Raw genomic sequence first — 26,240 nt, forward strand, 5'->3', positions numbered from 1 at the left:
ATAATAAGAATGCACCATGAAGATAAAGGAGGATATATGGAATGACAAAGCTAGATCAAACATTAACTATGCTGAAAGACCTAACGGATGCAAAAGGGATTCCAGGAAATGAACGTGATGTCAAAAAAGTCATGCAGACATACATAGAATCATATGCAGATGAAGTCTCTAGTGACCGCCTTGGCAGCTTAATTGCTAAGAAGGAAGGAAACGCAAACGGACCTAAAATTATGCTTGCTGGTCACTTAGATGAAGTAGGATTCATGGTGACAAAAATTGATGACAAAGGCTACATTCGCTTCCAAACTGTCGGCGGATGGTGGTCACAGGTCATGCTCGCGCAGCGTGTGACGATTGTAACGAAAAAGGGAGACATAACAGGTGTGATTGGCTCAAAGCCGCCGCACGTCTTGTCACCTGAAGCTCGAAAAAAATCGATTGAGATTACAGATATGTTTATTGATATCGGTGCATCAAGCAAAGAACAGGCAATGGAGTGGGGCGTTCTGCCTGGAGATCAAATCGTCCCTTATTTTGAGTTTACAGTGATGAATGATGAAAAAATGCTCCTTGCAAAAGCATGGGACAACCGTATCGGCTGTGCAGTTGCGATTGATGTCATGAAGAACTTACACAATACTCAGCATGAGAATATTGCTTACAGTGTTGCAACTGTACAAGAGGAAGTTGGCCTGCGTGGTGCCAAAACAGCAGCGGCTACAATCCAGCCTGATATTGGATTTGCCATTGATGTTGGTGTAGCAGGAGACACACCGGGCATTACTGAAAAAGAAGCAACAAGCAAACTTGGCAAAGGACCAACGATTGTTGTATTTGATGCTTCTATGGTATCGCATAAAGGGCTTCGGGATTTTGTTGTCCAAACAGCGGATGAATTGAACATTCCGTACCAATATGACTCTATGCCTGGCGGCGGGACAGATGCTGGCGGTATCCATTTAACAGGTCATGGTGTGCCATCACTATCGATCGGGATACCAAGTAGATATATTCATACCCATGCAGCGATGATTCACCGAGATGATTATGAAAATGCAGTGAAGCTTTTAACAGAAGTGATCAAAAGACTTGATCAAAAAACGGTTGAGCAGATCACGTACGGTTCTTAAGTAAGAAAGCCTTTCCTCAGTATAGGGGAAGGGCTTTTTTTATTTCATTGAATTTCCCAGGAAATGAACTGTCATTTTAAGTTACGCCAAAAGAACTGTTTTTGAGAGAAGAAGAAAAAATATTCTAGTGAATAAGGCACATGTGATCTAGCTTTTATTTTTGTAAGATGAAAGCAATAAAAAGGACAGAGCCTAAAGAATGCCCTGTCAAAAGAGAGTTTATGGAAGTAGGTGAAGCTACCTTAAGAATAAACACATTATTCTTATTTGTCAACTTGGTTTTAAAGGGAAGAAAAATCAATCAATTTATGCTATATTTGTAACAAATTGTTTGTGCAAAGGGGATGGTTAAATGAATGCGGTTACAATTGTCATAGCATCTATGTGTATTTTAGCGATTGCCTATCGTCTTTATGGCACATTTATGATGGTCAAGGTCTTAAAGGTGACAGACGATCATCCTACACCGGCTCACACATTAGAGGACGGGAAGGATTATGTGCCAACCAATAAATGGGTCACATTTGGGCATCACTTTGCTGCGATTGCAGCTGCAGGTCCGTTAGTGGGTCCGATTTTAGCCGCACAATTTGGGTATTTACCGGGTCTTCTTTGGCTGTTAATTGGCGCAGTGATAGGCGGAGCTGTACATGATCTTGTCGTCTTATTTGCGTCGATGCGAAAAAAGGGGAAATCGTTATCAGAGGTAGCGAAGGAAGAGCTAGGACCTGTCGCAGGATTTTGTACAGGGCTTGCGATGCTGTTTATCATTACGATCACAATGGCAGGACTGTCTATGGTTGTGCTTCATGCGTTAGAACGTAACCCTTGGGGGACATTTGCAGTCGGAATCACGATTCCAATTGCGATGGGGGTTGGTCTTTATTATAAAAAGACAGGCAATTTAAAACTGGCGACAACTGCGGGATTTATTTTGCTGATGGTTGGTGTATTCCTTGGGCCGAATATTCAAGGAACGGCACTTGGCGATCTTTTAACACTTGATACAAAAACACTTGCTCTTGCCTTGCCGATCTATGCTTTTTTTGCTGCGGCATTGCCGGTTTGGCTGCTGCTCGCACCGAGGGACTATTTAAGCAGCTTTATGAAAATAGGTGTTTTTATCGCATTGATTGCTGGAATCTTTGTCGTCAATCCAACGATTCAATTCCCAGCCTTTACGGAGTTTGTGAATGGAGGAGGTCCTGTTTTAGCTGGTCCTGTCTGGCCTTTTATTTCAATAACCATTGCTTGCGGTGCCATATCTGGTTTCCACGCATTTGTTGGATCTGGGACAACACCTAAAATGCTTGACCGCTGGAGTGATATGAAGCCCGTCGCTTTTGGCGCAATGCTAGTAGAATGTCTAGTTGGAATTATGGCGTTAATTGCCGCTACCGCTCTTCATCCAGGCGATTATTTTGCGATAAACAGTACGCCAGAAGTGTTCAGAACACTCGGGATGAGTGTCGAGAACCTTCCGCAGCTGAGTAAGGAAATTGGTCTTGATTTAGAAGGAAGAACGGGTGGAGCTGTGACATTAGCTGTAGGGATGGCGTATATCTTTACGGGAATTCCGTTCTTTAGTCATTTGGCGTCTTATTTTTTCCAATTCGTCATTATGTTTGAGGCCGTCTTTATTTTAACCGCTATTGATGCAGGGACACGTGTGGCACGATATTTGATTCAAGACTTCTTTGGCGAAGCTTATAAACCGCTTAAACGAAATGACTGGGTCCCTGGGTCGGTGTTCGCAAGTGCGCTTGCTTGTTTTATGTGGGGGTACTTGCTTTACTCTGGAGACATCGGGTCTATTTGGGCACTATTTGGGGTATCAAACCAGTTAATGGCATCGGTCGGTCTCATCATAGGAGCAACCGTTGTCTTAAAAATTGCAGATAAAAGGCGATATATGCTGACTTGTTTAATTCCACTTGCTTACTTATATGTGACAGTGAATTATGCGGGCTATTGGATGGTAGCAAATGTATACCTTAATCCCGAGGCAGCAGGTTACAGCGTGCTGAATGCTGTGCTGTCAATCATTATGCTGATCTTAGGATTTGTGATTATTGTGTTTGCGATTAAAAAATGGGTCGACATTTGGCGTGATCCAGCGCTTCGGATGGAAACACCGATCACTGGCTAAATGAAAAAGCCGGTTTGCTATGATAAGCAAACCGGCTTCTTTTATTGCTGCTGATGAGGCTTTAAGCCTTGCTCTAATGTTTCAAGAATCTCGTTTTTCTCGTTTTCTGATGCTTCTTGCCATAGCACTTCGAACAACACGCCAAGGCCTGGCAGCATTTTTTCCTCACCGCTTTGAATGGCATCTAAAATCGTATGCTCAAGCTGCTCTTGATTATGGCCAGTGATGTTTTGAATGACTGCGCCTCTTAAATTAAAATCCATTGCCCACACTCCTTTTTTGATGGTAATAGCCCTATTCTGTCTCAAAGACAGGTTTATTATGTAGTGTGCATGAGATATAATAAATTCATGATATTTAAAGGAGTTAAAGTCGCTTGAAATATATAGAATCAGCTAAAAACACAAACATTAAACAGTGGAAAAAGCTCCATACGAAAAAAGAACGAACGAAAACGGGGCTGTTTCTCGTGGAGGGAATCCACTTAGTGGAAGAAGCATTGAAGAGCGGAGTTGTGAAAGAATTAATGGTCACATCGCCTGATAAGCTTCCTTTTCATATTGATCCGGACATTGAACTTTATGAACTGAGCGAGGAAGCCTTTTCTGCCATGACCGAAACGGAAACGCCTCAGCACATCGCGGCAGTTTGTACAGTTCCTGTATTTGAAGAAAAGAAGTATGAACGACTTCTTCTATTAGATGCAGTGCAGGACCCAGGGAATCTAGGCACACTCATTCGGACAGCAGATGCTGCTGGACTTGATGCTGTGATCTTAGGCGATGGAACAGTGGATGCGTTTAACGGAAAAACGCTCCGTTCCGCACAAGGGTCACATTTCCACCTGCCCATTTTAAAGCAAAGCCTTCAGCAGACCATACCAGCATGTAAGGAGCAAGGCATTCCTGTATACGGAAGTGCTTTAAATAAGGCGAAAGCGTATAGAAGCGTAACGGCAGAAGGTTCGTTTGCATTAATTGTGGGCAATGAAGGCGCGGGTATAAACCCAGAGATTCTGCAAATGACAGACCATAATTTATATGTGCCAATGTATGGACAGGCAGAATCATTAAATGTGGCTGTTGCAGCAGCTGTTCTTGTCTATCATTTGCGTGGATAGTGTTGCAACATGCGCTTATTTTCACTATAATGAAACTAATATTTTAAAAACCATGATAGAGGAAGATTGTTTCAAGGAGCGGCCTTATAGGGAGAATGCATCGTAGACTGAAAGTGCATTTAAGGAATGCTGAAACAGGAATTCACCTCTGGAGTTGTCACCGGGACCGCAAGCTTTGCGTAAAGGTGAACCGGATTCGTTTGATTCCGTTATGTCAATGAAGCTTATTCGCACATGTATTTGTGCTTAACAAGGGTGGTACCGCGACCACAACTCGTCCCTTCTTTTCTAGAGGAGACGGGTTTTTTTATTGTCTTCAAACGATCAAACAGCCGTTTATCCAGGCGGTTTTGTATATCAAAAGGAGGATTACACTCATGCAAGAAACGTTAAAACAGCTTGAATTAGAAGCGATAGCGAAGGTTGAAGCAGCTAGCTCGCTCAAAGAAGTCAATGACATTCGTGTTCAATATTTAGGGAAAAAAGGGCCGATCACAGAGGTGCTTCGCGGAATGGGCAAGCTTTCCGCAGAAGAAAGACCAAAAATGGGCGCACTCGCAAACGAAGTGAGAGAGCAGATTGCTGGTGCTATTGCTGAAAAAAATGAACAGCTAGAAAAAGAAGAAGTGAAGAAGAAACTTGCGTCACAAACGATCGATGTTACATTGCCAGCAAGCCCAATCAAAATGGGGGCAAGACATCCATTAACGATTGTTGTCGAAGATATTGAAGATTTATTTATTGGTATGGGCTATACCGTTGAGGAAGGTCCTGAGGTAGAAACGGATTATTATAACTTTGAAGCGCTGAATCTTCCAAAGGAGCATCCGGCACGTGATATGCAGGACAGCTTCTATATTACCGAGGATACACTGCTTAGAACACAAACGTCACCAGTTCAAGCACGTACACTCGAAAAATATAAAGGACAAGGTCCTGTGAAGATCATCTGCCCTGGGAAAGTATATAGACGAGACAGCGATGACGCGACTCATTCACATCAATTCATGCAGATTGAAGGGCTTGTTGTCGATCACAATATTAGCATGAGTGATTTAAAAGGTACGCTTGAGACAGTCGCAAGAAAAATGTTTGGTGAAGATCGTGAAATTAGACTGCGTCCAAGCTTTTTCCCATTTACAGAACCATCTGTCGAAGTGGATGTGTCTTGCTTTAAATGCGGCGGAAAAGGCTGTTCTGTATGTAAAGGAACAGGCTGGATTGAAATTTTAGGAGCTGGGATGGTTCATCCAAATGTTCTGAAAATGAGCGGATTTGATCCAGAAACTTACCAAGGCTTTGCTTTTGGAATGGGTGTTGAACGGATTGCAATGCTCAAATACGGCATTGATGATATTCGCCATTTCTACACAAATGATATTAGATTCACAAAGCAATTCAAGCAGGACTAAGAGGAGGAAATCAACATGTTTGTTTCATATAAATGGTTAGAAGACTATGTCGATTTAGAAGGCATTCAGCCGGATGAATTAGCAGAGAAAATCACAAGAAGCGGAATTGAAGTGGAAGCCGTTGAATATAAAGGCGAAGGCATTAAAGGAGTTGTCGTTGGACACGTCGTGGAGCGAGAACAGCACCCAAATGCCGACAAATTAAACAAATGTCTCGTAGATATCGGAGAAGACGAACCGGTTCAAATTATTTGCGGAGCTCCGAATGTGGATAAAGGACAATATGTGGCTGTCGCAACGGTTGGCGCAGTCCTTCCTGGGAATTTTAAAATTAAAAAAGCAAAGCTGCGCGGCGAAGAGTCTCATGGCATGATTTGTTCTCTGCAAGAATTAGGTGTAGAAAGCAAACTCGTACCAAAGGAATATGCAGAAGGTATTTTTGTTTTCCCAAATGACGTCAAGCCCGGAGATGATGCCCTTCAGGCACTTCAATTAGACGATGCGGTACTTGAGCTTGGCTTAACGCCAAACCGTGCGGATGCCCTGAATATGCTAGGTGTCGCCTATGAGGTTGCAGCCATTTTAGGGAAGGATATCAAACTTCCTGATACAGCACATGACACGTCTTCAGAAAAAGCAGCAGACTATATTTCAGTGAAAATTGAGGATCAAGAAGCGAATCCACTTTATGCTGCGAAGATCATTAAACATGTAAAGATTGGACCAGCACCGCTTTGGATTCAAACAAGATTGATGAATGCAGGCATTCGCCCAATTAACAACGTCGTCGATATTACGAACTTTGTACTGCTTGAATACGGTCAGCCGCTTCATGCATTTGATTATGACCGCTTTGGTTCAAAGCAAGTGGTCGTACGTAAAGCGACTGATAGCGAAAGCATTCAAACACTTGATGAGCAAGAGCGTACACTTTCATCAAAGCATCTTGTGATCACTAATGGGACGAAAGCGCACGCTGTCGCAGGCGTCATGGGCGGTCTTGAATCAGAGGTGCGTGATGAAACGACAACAATTCTTTTAGAAGCGGCATATTTCAACGGTCAAACAGTCCGTCAAGCATCTAGAGACTTGGGGCTTCGCAGTGAATCAAGTACACGATTTGAAAAAGGACTTGATCCGCAACGTACGAAATCAGCAGCCGAAAGAGCAGCGCAACTGATCAGTCTCTATGCAGGTGGTGAAGTGCTAAGCGGGACTGTGGAGGAAAACCACCTTGAAACAAGTATGAATGTCATCCAAGTATCTACTGAGCGTGTGAACAAGGTGCTTGGCATGAGCATTTCAAAAGAAGATATGATTCAAATTTTCAACAAATTGGGCTTTACAGTAGGCGAATCAAATGACGTTCTTGTTGTAACGGTTCCTTCTCGTAGAATGGATATCACGATTGAAGAAGACCTCACTGAAGAAGTTGCGAGATTATATGGCTACGATAATATCCCGTCTACACTGCCTGCGACAGCTGGTACAGTTGGCGGTCTCACGCCATATCAAGTGAAGCGCAGAAAGGTGAGACGCTTCTTAGAAGGCGCAGGTCTTTCTCAAGCGATCACGTATTCATTGACAAATCAGCATAAGTCTACAGCTTTTGCATTGAATCCAGCTTATAAAACGAGACTTTCCCTGCCAATGAGTGAAGAACGAAGTGTGCTTAGACAAAGTCTTCTGCCAAACTTACTTGATTCCGTTGCATATAACCTGGCAAGACAAGCTGATTCATTTGGTTTTTATGAAACGGGTTCTGTGTTCTTAGCAGAAGCTGAAGGAGCAAAACCGGTGGAAAAAGAGCATGTCGCTGGTGCGCTGACAGGCCTATGGCATAAAAATCTTTGGCAGGGCGAGAAAAAAGCTGTCGATTTTTATGTAGCGAAAGGAATTGCAGAAGGTCTATTTGAAAAGCTTGGTGTATCAGACCAAATCACATATGTTCAAGCAGAGCGTGAGGGTCTTCACCCAGGTCGTACAGCAGATGTTCATTTAAATGGAAAAGTCATTGGGTTTGTTGCTGCACTTCATCCAGTTATTGAAAAGGAATTAGATTTAAAAGAAACATATGTCTTCGAGTTTGATTTAACAGATGTGATGACGTCTGAATCGAAGGATATGAAATATACAGCAATTCCGAGATTCCCTGCTGTGACAAGAGATATTGCACTTGTTGTAGATCAGCATATCTCAAGCGGACAGCTGGAGCGGGTCATCTATGAGGCAGGCGGGGATTTACTGACTGATCTATCCGTCTTTGACGTGTATGAAGGTGAACACATGGAAGAAGGCAAAAAATCTGTTGCATTCTCTCTCCAATATTTAAATCCGGAACAAACATTGACAGAGGAAGAAGTCACCGCTGTTCATACAAACGTATTGAAAGCATTAGAAAATACGTATCAAGCCGTCTTGCGCGGTTAAAGAAAAAAGAGCTAAGGCCATATGGGCCTAGCTCTTTTTTATAACCATTTTTTCGCTTTTTGTGTGTTGGCAAAATGCAGCTTTGTAAATTGACGTAAAGCCTCTTCGCCGTGCAGCTTGATGAGCTTTGCAGCCGCCTTGTCCACATGAGGACCGGCTCCTTTTGGAATGTCAAACCCTGCTGCTTTAGATAACTTATCCATTTCAATTAAAAAAGAGTACCTTGCAATAATGGAAGCCGCAGCAACTGACAAATGAATGCCTTCTGCTTTTGTGCTAAAGTACGTCCGCTCCCGAATGATTTTTTTCCCAGCAAGATGCTTGAAATAAATACCCGGTTCTGCAAATTGGTCAATCAAAATAGCTTCAGGCTGTTTCCCATCTAATTTCTCCAGCACAGAGGTGATGACTTGGTTGTGAAGGAGCGCCTTCATTTTTCCTTGGCTCATGCCCTTTTCCTGCATCGCATTGTACTTTTCATTTCGGAGTACGAGCAGGCTGAACGGAATGGTTTTGATGAGATCTTTGGCAATGTTGATAATTTGCGGGTCTTTTAGACCTTTTGAGTCTTTTACGCCAAGCTCTTTCATGAGAGCAAGCTTGCTTGAATCGACATAGGCGGCACAGACCGTTATCGGTCCAAAATAATCACCTGTTCCTACTTCATCTGAACCGATGACGGACATAGAAGCAATCCCTGACGGCGGACTATATTTTGTGACAGCAGGTGCTTTTGGACTTTTCGGATCAGCTGTTTGTAAATGGCTGAATTGACTGGCTTCAGCTTCTGCCTTTTGACCTTGAAATAGCACTTTTCCAGATCGATAGGCTGTAATTGTACAGCCAGGAACCTTTGCTTGAAAAAGGGCGCCTGGTGGAAACGTATCAGTTAAGTGGTGCGCATACGCGCTCTTCATTTTTTTAAGGTCTTCTGATGTTGCTTTTAAGACGGATTGGGGCACAGTGGATAACTCCTTTTTACCTTGATATCATTGATTTCTAAAGTGTACCATAACAGGGAAGGGCTCGTCTTTCCATTCAATGTCTAAACATGTTATGATAGAGACTAGGATTCTCGTGGAATGGAGGAGAAACGTTGTCTGACGGCGGTAAAACGAAAACAACAGTTGAGATTTACGGACAGTCCTATACGATCATCGGTCAAGAAACGAAGATGCATATGCGACACGTTGCTTCAATTGTTGATGATAAAATGAGAGAAATAAATGAAAAAAACCCATACCTTGATATAAACAAATTAGCTGTACTGACAGCAGTCAATGTCGTCCACGACTACTTGAAATTAAAAGAGCAATACGAAAAACTAGAGATTCAGCTTAAAGAAAAGGAATGAAATTACCGTGATCGATATCATCATTTTGTTTTTGCTTCTTATGGGAACGCTTGTCGGTCTAAAACGCGGGTTTATTCTTCAATTTATTAAATTGATCAGCTTTGTTGTTTCTATCTTAGTGGCTTCCATGTTTTATCAGTCACTTGCACCACAGCTTACGTGGATTCCAGCACCTAATTTTAGCGGCGGTCAAGCGCAGCTCGCTTTCTTTAGTGGGAATCTAGAAACAGCTTATTATAATACCATTGCGTTTATCATTCTGTTTATCTTGACCAAAATCCTGCTCGCCATCATTGGCGGATTGCTCACAACCATTGCAAGTATACCTGTGATTAAACAGGTCAACAAACTGCTTGGCGGTGTTTTAGGATTTCTTGAAACCTATCTATTTGTATTTATTCTCTTGTTTGTCGCTGCATTACTTCCAGTCGATGCACTGCAAACAATGTTGAGCAAATCCATATTAGCAGATGCGATCGTAAGCAACACCCCTTATCTGTCCGGTCTTGTTAAAGACTTATGGACGACGTATGGAGTTTAAAAACTTCTCCTTTCTTGGAGAAGTTTTTTCTCATTCCATGACAGAAAGTTGTAGGATGAAGGAAAAGTTTGTATATTTATAAAGGAAGATGCCAAAGCGGCTGGAGGATGAGAGATGAATAAAAAAGATATTATCAAACTTCTTGAAACAATTGCAGTATATATGGAGCTAAAAGGAGATAATCCTTTTAAGATTTCTGCCTTTCGTAAAGCAGCAGCGGCACTGGAGCAAGATGACCGCAGCCTTTCTCAAATAGATGATCTACTAGCATTACCCGGCATTGGAAAAGGAACCTTTGCTGTGATCACTGAGTATATCGAAAAAGGACAATCAGAAACACTCGAACAATTAAAAAGGGAAGTGCCTGAAGGACTTGTCCCGCTTTTGAAATTGCCAGGACTCGGCGGCAAAAAGATCGCTAAGCTTTACCAAGAGCTTGGCGTCCATGATGCACAGTCTCTAAAAGAAGCATGCGAAGCGGAAAAGGTACAAGCGCTTGCTGGCTTCGGCAAAAAAACAGAAGAAAAGATTCTCGCAGCTCTTGAGGAAGCAGGAAAGCAGCCGGAACGACTGCCAATTGGCTTTGCATTAGATGTGGCAGAGCGGATTGATTATGCGCTTGAAGAGATGAAAGGTATCATCCGTTTTTCAAGAGCTGGCAGTTTAAGACGTGCACGCGAAACCGTCAAAGATTTAGATTATATCATTGCAACAGACAATCCTGAGCAAGTCAGAGAGCAGCTCGTTGCACTTGATGATGTGAAAGATGTCATCGCAAGCGGTGATACGAAGGTATCTGTTGTGCTTGCCCTTGATTTTGAGATCAGTGTCGACTTCCGGCTTGTGACAGTAGACCAATTCGCAACTACACTGCACCATTTCACTGGCTCAAAAGATCACAATATTCGAATGCGTCAGCTTGCGAAGGAACGCGGAGAGCGCATTAGCGAATATGGTGTGGAAACAATTGAAACTGGAGAAGTAAAAACGTTTGAAGACGAGAGCGCTTTTTATGCACATTTTCAACTTCCGCTCATTCCGCCAGAAATTCGTGAAACCGGAGCGGAGATTGATACGTATAAAGAAAGTATGCAGTTTGTAGAACTGAAAGATATCAAAGGCGACCTTCATATGCACTCGACATGGAGTGACGGAGCCTTCTCTATTCGTGAAATGGCGGAAGCATGTATCGCAAAAGGCTATGAATACATGGCGATAACAGATCACTCGCAATATTTAAAAGTAGCCAACGGCTTAACAAAAGAACGTTTGCGTCTGCAAGCAAAAGAAATTGACAAGCTTAATCAGGAATTCGAGCATTTTCACATTTTCAAAGGGGTCGAAATGGATATCCTGCCGGATGGATCGTTAGATTATGATGATGACTTTTTAAAAGACATGGATTTTGTCATTGCGTCTATTCATTCTAGCTTCTCTCAGCCGGAAGAAGTCATTATGGAACGCCTTGAAAATGCCTTGCGTAATCAGCATGTCGATTTAATTGCACATCCAACAGGCCGTTTGATCGGCAGACGGGATGGCTATGCCTTAAATATAGATCAACTCATAGAGCTTGCGAAGAAAACGGGCACTGCACTTGAGCTCAACAGCAATCCGTCAAGACTTGATTTAAAAACAGAGCATTTAATCAAAGCAAATGAAGCGGGTGTGCACATCATGATCAATACAGATGCGCACAACATCGCCATGCTGGAACATATGGAAGTCGGTGTAACAGCTGCAAGAAAGGGCTGGACACCAAAAGCAAATGTCGTGAATACTTTTACTCTAAACGAGATCAAAAAGTTTTTAACGCGTGACAGGTAGTCGTTAGGAGGCTGGACCATGCTGCAACAAAAAGTGTTAGCATCATTAGAATTTCATAAAGTAAAAGAAAAAGTGATGTCCTATACCGCATCCACATTAGGAAAAGAAAGAGCGCAGGATTTAACACCTCTGACGGATATAGAAACCATTCAGCATTTGCTGGAAGAGGTAGCAGAAGCGCAAGATGTGATCCGCTTAAAGGGATCAGCGCCATTTGGCGGGTTAACAGATATTAGACGCGCAGTGAAACGGGCAGAAATCGGCAGTACATTAAGCCCTTCTGAGCTGATGGAAATCGCAGGGCTATTATATGCGGTGAAAAATATGAAGCACTTTCTCACGTCCATGTATGAAGATGGAGTAGATATACCGCGCCTTCATACATATGCTGAGACACTGATATTACTGCCTGAAATCAGAAAAGAAATCGAAAGCTGTATTGGTGATAATGGAGAAGTGCTTGATCATGCAACTCCTGCACTTCGTTCATTGCGTATTCAATTACGCTCACTAGAATCAAAAGTCCGAGATAAATTAGAAGCAATGATTCGTTCACAATCGGCTTCGAAAATGCTGTCAGACACAATTGTCACCATTCGTAATGACCGGTTTGTTATTCCGGTGAAACAAGAGTACCGCTCGAATTACGGCGGAATTGTTCATGACCAGTCTTCATCAGGGGCGACCCTTTTTATTGAGCCGCAAGTGGTCGTGGATGTAAATAACACCTTGCAGCAAACCCGTTTAAAAGAGAAGCAAGAGGTTGAAAAGATTCTGCAAATGCTGACAGAGAGCGTTTCAGAGCACATTGGGGAACTGCTTCACAATGTAAAGGAACTGCAGACGCTAGATTTTATTTTTGCTAAAGCTAAATATGCAAAGACAGAAAAAGCCACAAAACCTGCTGTGAATGATCAAGGAGAAATCTATTTAAAACGAGCAAGACATCCTCTATTGCCCCGGGATCAAGTTGTCGCAAATGATATTGAGCTCGGCAAAGATTTTTCAACGATCGTGATCACTGGACCAAATACAGGGGGAAAGACCGTTACTTTAAAAACGCTAGGTCTTCTGACGCTGATGACACAGGCGGGCCTCCATATTCCAGTTGAAGAAGGCTCTGAAGTGGCTGTGTTCGACCAAGTCTTTGCTGATATTGGAGACGAACAATCCATTGAACAAAGCTTGAGTACGTTCTCATCTCATATGGTCAATATTGTCGATATCTTAAAGCATTTGACTTCTAATACTCTCGTCTTATTTGATGAATTAGGGGCAGGAACAGACCCAGCTGAAGGTGCGGCACTTGCGATGAGCATATTAGATGAAGTGCATCAAACGAATGCACGTGTCATCGCAACGACTCATTACCCCGAGCTGAAGGCATATGGGTATAACCGGGAAGGCGTCACAAATGCAAGCGTGGAGTTTGATATTGAAACCTTATCTCCAACGTACCGCCTGCTCATCGGTGTGCCTGGACGAAGTAACGCATTTGAAATTTCAAAGCGTCTTGGTTTGCCAGATCACCTTATAGACCGGGCAAAAGCAGATATGCATGCAGAGCATAATGAAGTAGACCAAATGATTGCTTCATTAGAAGATAGCAAGAAACAAGCAGAAGAAGAACTGCATGAGACAGAAGTCTATAGAAAAGAAGCAGAAAAGCTTCATAAAGAATTGCAAAGACAAATTCTTGAATGGAATGAGCAAAAGGACAAACTGCTTGAAGAAGCTGAACAGAAAGCGAAAGAGAAAATTGAACAAGCATCAAAAGAAGCAGAAGATATCATTCAAGAGCTCCGGTCGTTAAAAAGTGAGCACCGCTCATTCAAAGAGCATGAACTCATCGATGCGCGAAAGCGTCTTGAAGAAGCTGTTCCTGAGTTTGACAGGAAAAAGAAGCCAGAGCCAGCGAAAAAAGCAGTAAGACAGCTGAAGTCAGGCGACGAAGTCAAAGTGCTTACCTTCGGGCAAAAAGGAACGCTGCTTGAACAAACAGGCGACAAAGAATGGAGTGTCCAAATGGGCATTCTGAAAATGAAGGTAAAAGAAAAAGACATGGAATTTATCAAATCAGCACCTGAATTTAAGCAAGAAAAAGCCATCACGGCAGTCAAAGGGAAAGATTATCATGTCTCGCTGGAACTCGATTTAAGAGGCGAGCGTTATGAAAATGCCTTAAGCAGAGTCGAAAAATATTTAGATGATGCTGTATTAGCTGGTTATCCGCGCGTGTCTATTATTCACGGTAAAGGAACTGGCGCCCTTAGAAAAGGGGTTCAGGAATTACTGAAACAGCATCGAAGTGTGAAAAATGCTCGTTTTGGCGAACAAGGTGAGGGAGGATCAGGCGTCACCATCGTCGAATTAAAGTAAAAAGGAGAAAACGCATGAAAGCCTTTTGGGAAAATGAACTTGTGGAAATTGCCGCCTATTATAGCGTGGCCGTCCTGTGTCTCGTCTTATTTCTAACCATTTTTGAACTCGTCACCTCCTATAAGAATTGGGAAGAGATTCAGCGGGGGAACTTAGCCGTTGCCATGGCAACAGGCGGGAAAATCTTTGGGATTGCGAATGTGTTTCAGCATTCAATCGCTCAGCACAATTCCCTTCTTCAAATGATTGGATGGGGCGTATACGGCTTTGTGATGCTGCTTGTCAGCTATTTCATTTTTGAATTTTTAACACCACGTTTTAAAGTAGACAAAGAGATTGAAAATGATAATAGAGCGGTCGGGTTTATTTCACTCATCATTTCAGTTGGGCTGTCTTACGTAGTAGCAGCCGGCATTTAAGGAGACGACATGGAAAAGCTAGCAAAAGTATTAATCGTAGTTGCCTGCACTTTTGCGGTCATTGGTGCCGTTTATCTGTTCCTGTGAAATGAAAAAAACAGGCGTTAGAAAGCTGTCAGGGAATCCCTTGGCAGCTTTTATCTCATCAAAGGCGGCGAATGACATGAAGCACATTCTGCAAAAAGACGAACTGATCAAGCGCATTGATACTTGTCTTCAAATGACATCCCTTCCAAGAGACATATACAAACCGTATATTGCACGTCCGTTTCAAACGTCAGGATTTTTTGATGATTTGAGTCCCTATATTCAAATCGATTCGAGTGGTTATATCCTCATTCAATATGAACGAGGCATTCAAATGCTACATAAAAGAACAAAAGCGGCGGATGAAGTCATTTACTGGATTTTAGAAGACACGATTTTTCTCACGGTTTACATCGACATGATGAGGAAGTATCAAGTCGACAACATCCAGACGCATTTACCGAATGACCCTAGTATCCATCAACAGATCGTAGAAAGAGTCAACGACTCATTTCGTGCAATCGGTGGATTATATGAACAGTGGCATCATGAAGGAAAAAGAGCCTCTATCGAAACACCGGCGAAAAAGTAAACATATGCAATTGAACCAAGCCCTATTAGAAAAAAGCAAACTGCCCTAAGGAAAAGTTTGCTATAATATAATAGTACGAAAGTTCAGGAAGGAGGGTTTTTATGCAGTCAGATAAACGTTGGCTTCTGCATTACCCGAATCAAATTCCCCACGAACTCACCATCCCAAATGAAACATTACAATCTTACTTATTCAGCTCCGCAGAGGCTGCACCTGAGCATACAGCCATTCATTTTCTAGGAAAGAACATCACCTATGAACAGCTGCAAGAAGACGTATTGAAACTAGCCAGTCATCTGCTGAAAATTGGCGTGAAAAAAGGCGACAGAGTAGCGATCATGCTGCCGAACTGTCCTCAATCGGTCATTTCTTATTATGCTGTTTTAATAGCAGGCGGCATCGTTGTTCAAACAAACCCGCTTTATACGGAGAAAGAACTGGAATATCAAATAGAAGACAGCGGCGCCAAAGTGCTGATCACGCTAGATTTGTTGTATCCAAAGGCTTATAAAATGAAAGCGCTGACAAGTATGGAGCACTTAATCGTCACCAAACTACAAGATTATTTACCATTCCCGAAAAACATACTGTTTCCTATTGTGCAAAGAAGAAAAAATAAAATGGTCATCCAAGTGGAGAAAAATGACACCATTCATCACTTCGCGCAGATTATGAAAGAATCGGAAGGTGAACAGCAGATACCCGCACTTGCCTTTGATCCGAAAGAGGATATCGCTGTTTTGCAATATACTGGCGGAACGACCGGGTTACCAAAAGGCGTCATGCTCACACATGAAAATATTTTAGCGAATACTGAAATGTGCGCTTCCTGGATGTATAAAACGACCAGGGGGAAAGAACGCATCCTCGGCATCATTCCGTTTTTTCATGTCTACGGAATGACGACCGTCTTAAATCTTGCTGTCAAAGAAGGGCATTCAATGATTCTACTTCCGCGATTTGACGCAGCTGATACCCTCAAAACGATTGAAAAACAGAAGCCGACGCTCTTTCCAGGTGCACCAACCATGTATATCGCCTTGCTGCATCATCCGAACATTGAAAAGTATGATCTATCGTCCATCACTGCATGTCTAAGCGGCTCAGCGGCACTTCCTGTTGAAGTCAAACAAAGCTTTGAAAAATTAACAGGAGGACGCTTAGTGGAGGGGTACGGACTTTCAGAAACCTCACCCGTCACTCATTCTAACTTTTTATGGGGAGCGAACAAAACAGGCAGCATTGGCTGTCCGTGGCCTAATACAGATGCCGGTATTTATTGCGAGGAAACCGGAGGCCTCAAAGAACCATATGAGCATGGAGAAATCATTGTCAAAGGGCCTCAGATCATGAAAGGATACTGGAATCAGCCAGAGGAGACAGAGGCTGTATTACGAGATGGCTGGTTTTTCACCGGAGATATAGGGTATATGGATGAGGACGGTTTTTTCTATATCGTCGACCGGAAAAAAGATGTCATCATTGCGAGCGGCTATAATATTTACCCAAGAGAAGTCGAAGAAGCCCTTTATGAGCATGAGCTTGTACAAGAAGTCGTCGTCGCAGGTATTCCAGATCCGTACAGAGGAGAAACAGTGAAAGCATTTATTGTACCGAAAAAGGATGCCTACTTAACAGAGGACGAACTTGATCGCTTTGTCAGGACGAGAATTGCCTCATTTAAAGTACCGCGCGTGTATGAATTTAAAGAGTCACTGCCTAAAACAGCCGTCGGGAAGATTTTGCGCAGAGTATTAATTGAAGAAGAAAAAAGAAAGCACGCTTCTTCATCTGAAACGCCTGCCGATCAACCGAAAACATAACGGCTTCATCATCCGGTCCATCGGCCGGATGATTTGAATGTTGACCGCCTCCTCTGGTATGCTAAAGGTGGAAAAGAAAGAGAAGATCACTTGACAAATCGCCCGTTTCTTTTTAACATAAAGTTATGAATGAATACTCATTCAATCCAGAAAGGGACGAAGCACATTGAAGCAGAAAAGACCGAAGTACATGCAAATTATTGATGCAGCAGTTGTGGTGATTGCAGAGAACGGCTATCACCAATCACAAGTTTCAAAAATTGCGAAACAAGCAGGGGTTGCAGACGGAACCATTTATCTTTATTTCAAAAATAAAGAGGATATTTTGATCTCATTGTTCAAAGAAAAAATGGGACAATTCATCGAACGAATGGAAACAGATATTCAAAAGAAACCGTCGGCGAAAGAAAAGCTTCTACTGCTCATTGAGGAGCATTTTCGTATGCTTGCGCAAAATCATCATTTGGCTCTTGTGACACAGCTTGAACTCAGGCAGTCAAACCTTGAGCTGCGGCAAAAAATCAATGAGGTGCTGAAAGGGTATTTAAATATGCTCGAGTCGATATTAGCAGAAGGAAAGAAAACAGGAGAATTCAGACAAAATCTAGATGTCCGCTTAGCGAGACAAATGGTATTTGGGACGATTGATGAAACCGCTACAACATGGGTCATGAATGATCAAAAATATGATCTTCCTGCACTCGCAGAAAACGTACGTGATCTACTCTTAAACGGAATACATCAATCTTAAAGACATTTTGAAAAAGGATGATTGACATGGAAAAGATACTCACCTTACATCATGAAGGACAGACAGCACTTATCACGATTCAGCATCCACCAGCAAACGCCTTATCTTCTCAGCTGCTCACCGAGCTTAATGACATGTTTGACCAGCTCGAACAAAATGAAGAAGTAAGAGCCATTGTGATCCACGGGGAAGGAAGATTTTTCTCAGCAGGAGCTGATATTAAGGAATTTACGACGTTACAGGAAGAGTCTGACTATTCAAGCCTTGCAGACAGAGGGCAGCAGGTCTTTGAACGGATTGAACAATGTCCAAAACCGGTCATTGCTTCAATTCACGGAGCGGCATTAGGCGGGGGCCTTGAGCTTGCCATGTCTTGTGATATCCGAATTGCCACAAAAGATGCGAAGCTTGGACTGCCGGAACTAAACCTCGGCATCATTCCGGGATTCGGCGGTACGCAGCGCCTGCCGCGCTATGTTGGTTCTGCTAAAGCGCTGGAAATGATGGGTACAGCTGAACCGATTACAGGTGAAGAAGCATTTGCCTGCGGACTTGTTTCAAAGCTGGCAGAAACAGAAGAAGAGGCGCTCGAAGCAGCCAAAACACTTGCGTCAAAATTTGCAACGAAAAGTCCAAAATCACTCGAGTATGTGCTGGATTTATTGAATGCGACAAAATTGTATTCATATGATGGCGGAATGAAGCTAGAAGCCAAAAAGTTCGGTGAGATTTTCCAATCGAATGACGCCAAAGAAGGCATCCAAGCCTTTATCGAAAAGCGCAAACCGAATTTTAAAGGGGAATAAAGGATTCAAACGAAACAAGGGGGAGAAATGGATGAATATATTTGTTTTGATGAAGCGTACGTTTGACACGGAAGAGAAGATTTCCATTCAGTCTGGTGCAATTCAAGAAGATGGAGCAGAGTTCATTATTAATCCTTATGACGAGTACGCCATAGAAGAAGCCATCCAGCTTCGCGACGAGCACGGGGGAGAAGTGACCGTTGTGACAGTTGGCAGTGAGGATGCGGAAAAGCAGCTGAGAACAGCGCTTGCTATGGGCTGCGATCAAGCCGTTTTATTAAATGTGGAAGACGACTTAGAAGAGTGGGATCAATATTCAGCTTCTACGATTCTTTACCATTATTTAAAAGACAAAGAGGCTTCCTTGATCTTAGCAGGGAATGTGGCGATTGACGGTGGCTCTGGACAGGTTGCCCCGCGTCTTGCTGAATTACTTGGGTTTTCATATGTCACAACGATTACAAGTATTCAAATTGACGGCGGCTCTGCTTCGATTGAACGAGATGCAGAAGGTGATGTGGAAGTCATTTCTGCTGAGCTCCCGCTTGTCGTCACTGCGCAGCAAGGTCTCAACGAGCCTCGCTATCCATCATTACCAGGCATTATGAAGGCAAAGAAAAAGCCTTTAGAAGAATTGGAACTGGATGATTTAGATCTGGATGAAGACGATGTGCCATATAAAATCAAAACAATTGAACGTTTCTTACCGGAGAAAAAAGAGGGTGGCAAGGTGCTGAGCGGTGAGCTTCAGGATCAAGTTAAAGAACTGACGGATTTATTAAGAAATGAAGCAAAGGTCATCTAAACATCCACTTTACGATATCACGAGAACAAGGGGGAACTTGAAAGATGAGTAAAAAAGTTGTTGTACTTGGAGAAAGTCGTGACGGTAAATTAAGAAATGTGACATTTGAAGCGATTGCTGCCGCTCATCAAGTGGCAGATGGCGGTGAAGTCATTGGCGTGTTAATAGGGGATGACGTCAAAGACCAAGCGAATGAACTGCTATACTATGGAGCGGATCATGTCATGATTGTGGAGCATCCGCACCTTTCATACTATACGTCAGATGGTTTTGCGCAGGCACTTCAAGCCATATTAGATCAGGTTGACCCAGATGCCGTCCTCTTTGGCCATACATCTATCGGAAAAGATTTGTCGCCGAAAATAGCTGCACGCTTGCAGACTGGTCTAATTTCAGATGCGATTGATGTAAGCGTTACCGGAGAACATCTTGTTTTCACAAGACCGATTTACTCTGGAAAAGCCTTCGAAAAAGTGATTTCAACAGATCGTCTGCTTTTGGCCACCATACGCCCGAACAACGTGGCACCTCTTGAGCGGGATGCCTCACGCAGCGGAGACATTACACCGGTTTCTGTCGATATTCAGAACCTGCGAACGATCGTGAAGGAAGTCATTAAAAAAACGTCAGAAGGTGTAGATTTATCTGAAGCAAAAGTTATCGTCGCTGGGGGACGCGGGGTCAAGAGTAAGGAAGGGTTTGAACCGCTGAATGAACTCGCTGAGACGCTGGGCGCAGCAGTCGGTGCCTCGCGTGGTGCCTGTGACGCAGACTACTGTGATTATGCCCTGCAAATTGGGCAAACAGGCAAGGTCGTCACACCTGATCTCTATATTGCGTGCGGGATATCAGGAGCGATTCAGCATTTAGCCGGGATGTCTAACAGTAAAGTCATTGTGGCGATTAACAAAGACCCAGAAGCTGAGATCTTCAAAATTGCCGATTACGGAATCGTCGGTGACTTGTTTGAAGTGGTACCGCTTTTGAATGAAGAGTTAAAAAAGATGAATATCCACTCGTAACGCTCATACACTCAGAATGCCTAGGTATTCTGGGTTTTTTTGTATGTAATCAATACACAAAGGAGCGGTTGATAAGTGAAGGGAACAGTAAAAGCGAATGACGTGATCGGACGTATTTCTAAACACATCTATGGACATTTTCAAGAGCATTTAGGAAGAGGGATTTATGATGGGATTTGGGTCGGAAAAGATTCAGAGATCGATCATATTGAGGGGATTCGTACGGATGTGCTAAAAGCCCTTCAAGCATTACATATTCCGGTGCTTAGGTGGCCGGGCGGCTGCTTTGCAGACGAGTATCATTGGGCAAATGGTGTAGGTGATCTCAGCGAACGAAAGCCGATGGTGAACACTCATTGGGGTGGTACGGTTGAATCCAATGAATTTGGTACACATGAGTTTATGAAATTGTGTGAGCTGCTTGAATGTGAGCCTTATATTTGCGGAAATGTGGGAAGTGGGACTGTTCAAGAATTAGCAGACTGGGTCGAGTACATCACTTTTCCAAAGGGAACACCTATGTCTGATTGGCGCATTCAAAATGGAAAACAAGAACCTTGGGATTTGACCTATGTTGGTGTAGGAAACGAAAGTTGGGGCTGCGGCGGGAATATGACGCCTGAATACTATGCCGATTTATATAAACGTTATCAAACGTATGTGAGAGAGTTTGCAGGTCAATCAATATACAAAATTGCGTGCGGAGCCAATTCAAATGATGTGAATTGGACAAAAGTATTAATGGAGCGGGCCGCACCTTGGATGGATGGACTCAGTCTGCATTACTACACTGTACCTGGTACGTGGGAGAAGAAAGGATCAGCGACTGAATTTGATGAGGATGAATGGTTTATCACGTTGAAAAAAGCCTATGAGATGGAACGGCTTGTCGTGGATCATGGAGAGATCATGGATCGTTATGATCCAGACAAGCGAATTGGGATGATTATTGATGAATGGGGAACATGGTATGACCCAGAACCAGGAACAAATCCAGGGTTTTTGTATCAGCAAAACACACTAAGAGACGCACTTGTTTGTGCCCTTCATTTTCATATCTTTCATCGTCATTGCCAGCGGATTCATATGGCGAATATTGCCCAGACGGTCAATGTTCTGCAAGCAATGGTGTTAACGGAAGACGAAAAGATGCTTCTGACACCTACGTATCATGTGTTTCACATGTTTCAAGTGCATCAAGAGGAAGAAGCACTTGAAGTGGAATTCGTGTCAACGCCTTATGAACGCAGAGGAGAAAAAATACCTCAGGTTAGCGTGTCAGCTTCGCGTTCGTCAGATAAGATGCATATTAGCTTCTGTCACCTGAATCCGCATGAACAAAACGAAGTATCCCTTGCCATTGAAGGTGTGGATGCAGAAACGAAAGTCACGGGCCGCGTGCTGACAGCAAACCGCATGAATGCGCACAACACATTTGATGATCCTCATGCTGTCCAGCCAGCAGAGTTTCAGCAATTTGCTGTAAAACCCGGTGAGTTGAGCATAGAGCTACCGCCAATGTCTGTGGTGATGATTACGATTGATCTCGCTTGATCGCATATTTAGATGTTTGATGAGCAGGATGTTGGGGCATCATACATTGTAAACGAAGCGGAAAGGGAGTTATTTATATGCTTAGAACGATTCTCATGATTATCGGTGCAATTGTTGTCATTGGTGCGATTGTACGGTTTGTTTTTTAATTCATTTCATAAAAAATGATTCGTAAGCATTTCATTCGCAAGTCACATTGGTAGATGCTATACTAAAAAGCATAATTTACATTGGAGGAATGAATAATGGCAATCGTAAAAGCTACTGACGCAACATTTTCACAAGAAACTGCAGAAGGTGTTGTTATTGCGGACTTTTGGGCACCATGGTGCGGACCTTGTAAAATGATTGCTCCAGTTCTTGAAGAACTTGATCAAGAAATGGGCGATAAAATGAAAATTGTAAAAATTGATGTAGACGATAACCAAGAAACTGCTGGTAAATACGGCGTGATGAGTATCCCAACACTTCTTGTTTTAAAAGACGGTGAAGTGGTAGAAACTTCTGTTGGTTTCAAACCAAAAGAAGCACTTGCTGAGCTTGTTAACAAACATCTATAAACCTGTCTATGCCCAATCGGCATACTCACTAAAGCGGTTCTCGTAAAGACGAGAGCCGCTTTTCTTTCAACATGGTATAAAACAAATGTTCGTGATACACTAGAAGGAGTGAAAGAGGAAAACAAGGACGGATGAAAAGATGAACAAACTGATCAAAGAAAAGCTATCGGTCTTGCCAGATCAACCAGGCTGCTATTTAATGAAAGATCGGCAAAATACAGTCATTTATGTAGGGAAGGCAAAGGTCTTAAAAAATAGAGTACGCTCTTATTTCACTGGATCTCATGACGCCAAAACGCAGCGGCTTGTCAGTGAAATTGAGGACTTTGAATACATTGTCACCTCTTCTAATATCGAGGCACTCATTTTAGAGCTGAATTTAATCAAAAAATACGACCCAAAATACAATGTCATGCTCAAGGATGACAAAACGTATCCTTTTATTAAAATTACGAATGAACGGCATCCTAAGCTGATCGTCACACGCAATGTGAAGAAGGATAAAGGGAAATATTTCGGTCCATACCCGAACGTACAGGCAGCAAGAGAAACGAAAAAGCTGCTCGACCGTTTATATCCTCTCAGAAAATGTAGCACCCTCCCTGACCGTGTCTGTCTCTATTATCATCTTGGACAATGTCTCGCGCCATGTGTGTATGACATTTCTGAAGAAACGAATAAGCAGCTCGTGGACGAAATCATAAGGTTTCTAAATGGAGGACATCAGCAAATCAAAAAAGAACTCACCGAAAAGATGCAGGAAGCCGCCGAACAATTAGAGTTCGAACGGGCAAAAGAACTGAGAGACCAAATCGCGTATATCGACTCTACGATGGAAAAGCAGAAAATGACGATGAGCGATTTATCAGATCGAGATGTTTTTGCATATGCCTATGACAAGGGCTGGATGTGTGTCCAGGTCTTCTTCATCAGGCAAGGGAAATTGATTGAACGTGATGTCAGCCTGTTTCCTATGTATCAAGACCCTGAGGAAGAGTTTCTCACATTTATGGGACAATTTTATGCAAAGAACAACCACTTTCTGCCGAAGGAAATTTTGGTGCCAGATAGCGTAGATCAAGAGATGATTGAACAATTGCTTGAGACGAACGTTCATCAGCCGAAAAAAGGAAAGAAAAAGGATTTGCTATTACTTGCCCATCAAAATGCCAAAATCGCCTTAAAAGAAAAATTTTCGCTCATTGAGCGTGATGAAGAGCGGTCCATTGGTGCAGTGAAGCAGCTTGGAGATGCACTAAATATTTATATGCCTTACCGGATTGAGGCATTTGATAACTCGAATATTCAAGGTGCAGACCCGGTTTCTGCCATGGTCGTCTTTCAGGACGGGAAGCCGTATAAAAAGGAATACCGAAAATACAAAATTAAAACTGTCACAGGTCCAGATGATTATGCATCGATGCGTGAAGTCATTAGAAGGCGATATACCCGCGTGTTAAAGGATGAGCTCCCGCTACCAGATTTGATTTTAATTGACGGAGGAAAGGGACAGATCAATGCAGCGATAGATGTGCTTGAAAATGAATTGAATCTGTCTGTTCCAGTAGCAGGTCTAGTCAAAGATGAAAAGCACCGGACGTCGAATCTGATGATGGGCGATACACTGGAAATTGTTGCACTAGAGCGAAATAGCCAGGCCTTCTATTTATTGCAGCGCATTCAAGATGAAGTGCACCGGTTCGCGATTAGCTTTCACCGGCAGCTGCGCGGAAAAAATGCATTTCAATCTATTTTAGACGATGTGCCAGGTATCGGAGAAAAGCGTAAAAAACAGCTTCTTAAACATTTTGGCTCTGTGAAAAAGATGAAAGAAGCCTCTATCCAAGACTTTCAGGAGGCTGGTATCCCGAAACAAACGGCCGAGCTTTTAATGGAAGCTTTAAAAAAATAGATTGTACTTTTTCCAAAAGTCTGTTAAGATTGTGACTAAATTTAATAAATGAACGTGTTGTTTGTTGAAGATAGAGGTGCGAACTTCAAGAGTAAGCCTTCAGAGATCGATGGGATCTAGGAAGAGGGCTAAAAGGGGAGCGTCGCCGAAGTGAATAAAATCCACTCATTTTATTCGCTGGCTGTACATTGAAGAAATGTAGGGCTGTCAAGAATGTATTTCTTGGAGGGCTATCTCATTGTTTGCATCGTTTGATGATGATTATAAAGCAATGGGAGATCTGTTCTCTCATTGCTTTTTTTATTTGCAGTGAGCAGGCAGTCTCCAAAGCCGCTTCTTGCCTCTTCTCTCACACGTGATCTTTTGAAAAAGGGTGGTAGACATGGGACTAATTGTACAAAAATTTGGCGGAACGTCTGTTGGATCGACAGAAAAAATTCGCAATGCTGCAGAAAGGGTCATCTCTGAACGCGAGGCCGGACATGATGTGGTTGTGGTTGTGTCGGCAATGGGTAAATCAACGGATGTTCTAGTAGACCTAGCGGAAGAACTCACAGATCATCCGAGCAAAAGAGAAATGGATATGCTGCTCGCAACTGGAGAGCAAGTGACCATTTCCTTATTAACGATGGCGCTGCAAGCAAAAGGCTATGATGCGATTTCCTTTACAGGCTGGCAGGCTGGTATGAAAACAGAGCAAGTACACGGTAACGCAAGAATCGTGGACATCGATGAATCAAGAATAAAAGAGGAATTAAGTGCTGGGAAAGTCGTTGTTGTGGCAGGCTTCCAAGGAATTGCAGATGACCTGCATATCACAACACTTGGACGCGGTGGATCAGATACGACGGCTGTAGCACTTGCTGCCGCACTAAAAGCGGATAAATGTGATATTTACACAGATGTACCAGGAGTATTTACGACAGATCCGCGCTATGTACCGGCCGCGCGGAAGCTTGCAGGTATTTCATACGATGAGATGCTCGAACTGGCTAATTTAGGAGCTGGTGTCTTGCATCCGAGAGCTGTCGAATTTGCGAAAAATTATCAAGTCCCACTAGAAGTCCGTTCTAGTATTGAAAATGAATCGGGTACGTTAATTGAGGAGGAATCATCCATGGAACAAAATTTAGTCGTCAGAGGCATTGCATTTGAGGATCAGATTACACGCGTGACGGTGTGCGGTCTTTCAAGCGGTCTCACCACATTATCGACCATTTTTACGACACTTGCGAAACAAAATATCAATGTGGATATCATCATTCAGTCCGTCACAAGCACCAATCAGACGTCGATCTCTTTCTCTGTGAAAACGGATGATTTGTCTAAAACAGTTGAAGTGTTAGAAGAATATAAAGGAGCACTTGGCTACGAACAGATCGAGACAGAAAGCAAATTAGCCAAAGTATCTATCGTTGGATCTGGTATGGTCTCAAATCCAGGCGTAGCCGCTGAAATGTTCGCTGTGTTAGCGGAAAAAGACATACAAGTGAAAATGGTCAGTACGTCTGAAATCAAAGTCTCAACAGTGGTTGGCCGTGACGATATGGTCAAAGCAGTTGAAGCACTGCATGATGCGTTTGATTTATCAAAGGTAGCTGCCCATTCTTAAACAGGCAGAGAGGTG

Annotated in this window: 22 protein-coding genes and 1 riboswitch; of the genes, 20 read left to right on the plus strand and 2 right to left on the minus strand. The window is 42.9% G+C overall.

Features of this window, described 5'->3' with window-relative positions; all coding sequences use genetic code 11:
- Positions 1 to 41 precede the first annotated feature (41 nt).
- Together MHH40_RS16405 and cstA are read left to right on the plus strand one after the other, a co-directional pair.
- Entirely contained in the window at positions 42 to 1,130 is a 1,089-nt protein-coding gene (locus tag MHH40_RS16405; protein ID WP_050943605.1) for a M42 family metallopeptidase, read from the plus strand.
- 352 nt (positions 1,131 to 1,482) lie between these two features.
- Positions 1,483 to 3,279: a carbon starvation protein CstA gene (gene cstA, locus MHH40_RS16410; RefSeq protein WP_106029044.1), complete on the plus strand. Its 1,797-nt coding sequence runs from the start codon at positions 1,483 to 1,485 to the stop codon at positions 3,277 to 3,279.
- Positions 3,280 to 3,320: 41 nt separating this feature from the next.
- Here cstA and sspI read toward each other — a convergent pair whose 3' ends face one another.
- On the minus strand, positions 3,321 to 3,542 hold the full coding sequence (sspI, locus tag MHH40_RS16415) for a small acid-soluble spore protein SspI (RefSeq protein ID WP_003216243.1): 222 nt from the start codon (positions 3,540 to 3,542) through the stop codon (positions 3,321 to 3,323).
- Positions 3,543 to 3,655: 113 nt separating this feature from the next.
- Between sspI and MHH40_RS16420 the strand changes: the two genes are divergently transcribed.
- The 3 genes from MHH40_RS16420 (at position 3,656) to pheT (ending at position 8,241) form a co-directional block, all read left to right on the plus strand.
- The gene (locus MHH40_RS16420) at positions 3,656 to 4,399 is read left to right on the plus strand and encodes a TrmH family RNA methyltransferase (RefSeq protein ID WP_309217105.1); all 744 of its coding nucleotides are present in this window, start codon (positions 3,656 to 3,658) and stop codon (positions 4,397 to 4,399) included.
- Positions 4,400 to 4,776: 377 nt separating this feature from the next.
- Complete coding sequence (gene pheS, locus MHH40_RS16425) at positions 4,777 to 5,811, plus strand: phenylalanine--tRNA ligase subunit alpha (RefSeq protein ID WP_050943608.1); 1,035 nt, start codon at positions 4,777 to 4,779, stop codon at positions 5,809 to 5,811.
- A 15-nt stretch (positions 5,812 to 5,826) separates the two neighbouring features.
- Positions 5,827 to 8,241: a phenylalanine--tRNA ligase subunit beta gene (gene pheT / locus MHH40_RS16430; RefSeq protein WP_050943609.1), complete on the plus strand. Its 2,415-nt coding sequence runs from the start codon at positions 5,827 to 5,829 to the stop codon at positions 8,239 to 8,241.
- 38 nt (positions 8,242 to 8,279) lie between these two features.
- On the opposite strand, the gene rnhC is transcribed toward pheT, so the two are convergent.
- Entirely contained in the window at positions 8,280 to 9,203 is a 924-nt protein-coding gene (gene rnhC, locus MHH40_RS16435; RefSeq protein ID WP_340901332.1) for a ribonuclease HIII, read from the minus strand.
- Between the two features lie 134 nt (positions 9,204 to 9,337).
- Between rnhC and zapA the strand changes: the two genes are divergently transcribed.
- The 15 genes from zapA (at position 9,338) to MHH40_RS16510 (ending at position 26,225) form a co-directional block, all read left to right on the plus strand.
- Positions 9,338 to 9,595: a cell division protein ZapA gene (zapA, locus tag MHH40_RS16440; RefSeq protein ID WP_012010831.1), complete on the plus strand. Its 258-nt coding sequence runs from the start codon at positions 9,338 to 9,340 to the stop codon at positions 9,593 to 9,595.
- A gap of 7 nt (positions 9,596 to 9,602) precedes the next feature.
- The gene (locus tag MHH40_RS16445; RefSeq protein ID WP_003216761.1) at positions 9,603 to 10,136 is read left to right on the plus strand and encodes a CvpA family protein; all 534 of its coding nucleotides are present in this window, start codon (positions 9,603 to 9,605) and stop codon (positions 10,134 to 10,136) included.
- A gap of 114 nt (positions 10,137 to 10,250) precedes the next feature.
- The gene (gene polX / locus MHH40_RS16450) at positions 10,251 to 11,963 is read left to right on the plus strand and encodes a DNA polymerase/3'-5' exonuclease PolX (protein WP_340901334.1); all 1,713 of its coding nucleotides are present in this window, start codon (positions 10,251 to 10,253) and stop codon (positions 11,961 to 11,963) included.
- Positions 11,964 to 11,984: 21 nt separating this feature from the next.
- Positions 11,985 to 14,342, plus strand: a complete 2,358-nt coding sequence (locus MHH40_RS16455; protein WP_340901433.1) for an endonuclease MutS2 — start codon at positions 11,985 to 11,987, stop codon at positions 14,340 to 14,342.
- 14 nt (positions 14,343 to 14,356) lie between these two features.
- Positions 14,357 to 14,761: a DUF350 domain-containing protein gene (locus MHH40_RS16460; protein ID WP_008345990.1), complete on the plus strand. Its 405-nt coding sequence runs from the start codon at positions 14,357 to 14,359 to the stop codon at positions 14,759 to 14,761.
- A gap of 163 nt (positions 14,762 to 14,924) precedes the next feature.
- The gene (locus tag MHH40_RS16465) at positions 14,925 to 15,380 is read left to right on the plus strand and encodes an immunity 63 family protein (RefSeq protein ID WP_340901336.1); all 456 of its coding nucleotides are present in this window, start codon (positions 14,925 to 14,927) and stop codon (positions 15,378 to 15,380) included.
- Positions 15,381 to 15,481: 101 nt separating this feature from the next.
- Positions 15,482 to 17,203, plus strand: coding sequence for an AMP-binding protein (locus tag MHH40_RS16470; protein WP_050943612.1), 1,722 nt, complete (start codon positions 15,482 to 15,484; stop codon positions 17,201 to 17,203).
- 166 nt (positions 17,204 to 17,369) lie between these two features.
- The gene (locus MHH40_RS16475; protein WP_003216590.1) at positions 17,370 to 17,954 is read left to right on the plus strand and encodes a TetR/AcrR family transcriptional regulator; all 585 of its coding nucleotides are present in this window, start codon (positions 17,370 to 17,372) and stop codon (positions 17,952 to 17,954) included.
- 26 nt (positions 17,955 to 17,980) lie between these two features.
- Positions 17,981 to 18,760, plus strand: a complete 780-nt coding sequence (locus MHH40_RS16480) for an enoyl-CoA hydratase (protein WP_003216795.1) — start codon at positions 17,981 to 17,983, stop codon at positions 18,758 to 18,760.
- Between the two features lie 31 nt (positions 18,761 to 18,791).
- Positions 18,792 to 19,565 carry an electron transfer flavoprotein subunit beta/FixA family protein gene (locus tag MHH40_RS16485; protein WP_012010823.1) on the plus strand — a complete coding sequence of 258 codons (774 nt, stop codon included), beginning with the start codon at positions 18,792 to 18,794 and terminating at the stop codon, positions 19,563 to 19,565.
- A gap of 44 nt (positions 19,566 to 19,609) precedes the next feature.
- Positions 19,610 to 20,587 (plus strand): electron transfer flavoprotein subunit alpha/FixB family protein, encoded by a 978-nt coding sequence (locus tag MHH40_RS16490; protein WP_003216494.1) that lies wholly within the window; start codon positions 19,610 to 19,612, stop codon positions 20,585 to 20,587.
- Positions 20,588 to 20,662: 75 nt separating this feature from the next.
- Positions 20,663 to 22,141 carry an alpha-N-arabinofuranosidase gene (locus MHH40_RS16495; protein WP_050943613.1) on the plus strand — a complete coding sequence of 493 codons (1,479 nt, stop codon included), beginning with the start codon at positions 20,663 to 20,665 and terminating at the stop codon, positions 22,139 to 22,141.
- A gap of 245 nt (positions 22,142 to 22,386) precedes the next feature.
- Positions 22,387 to 22,701, plus strand: coding sequence for a thioredoxin (gene trxA / locus MHH40_RS16500; RefSeq protein WP_003216330.1), 315 nt, complete (start codon positions 22,387 to 22,389; stop codon positions 22,699 to 22,701).
- A 139-nt stretch (positions 22,702 to 22,840) separates the two neighbouring features.
- On the plus strand, positions 22,841 to 24,613 hold the full coding sequence (uvrC, locus tag MHH40_RS16505) for an excinuclease ABC subunit UvrC (RefSeq protein ID WP_050943614.1): 1,773 nt from the start codon (positions 22,841 to 22,843) through the stop codon (positions 24,611 to 24,613).
- A 63-nt stretch (positions 24,614 to 24,676) separates the two neighbouring features.
- Positions 24,677 to 24,854, plus strand: a riboswitch (Lysine riboswitch).
- A 141-nt stretch (positions 24,855 to 24,995) separates the two neighbouring features.
- Positions 24,996 to 26,225: an aspartate kinase gene (locus MHH40_RS16510; protein WP_050943615.1), complete on the plus strand. Its 1,230-nt coding sequence runs from the start codon at positions 24,996 to 24,998 to the stop codon at positions 26,223 to 26,225.
- Positions 26,226 to 26,240: the final 15 nt, after the last annotated feature.

It is taken from the genome of Bacillus sp. FSL K6-2431 (assembly GCF_038005165.1).
GTDB lineage: Bacteria > Bacillota > Bacilli > Bacillales > Bacillaceae > Bacillus > Bacillus pumilus.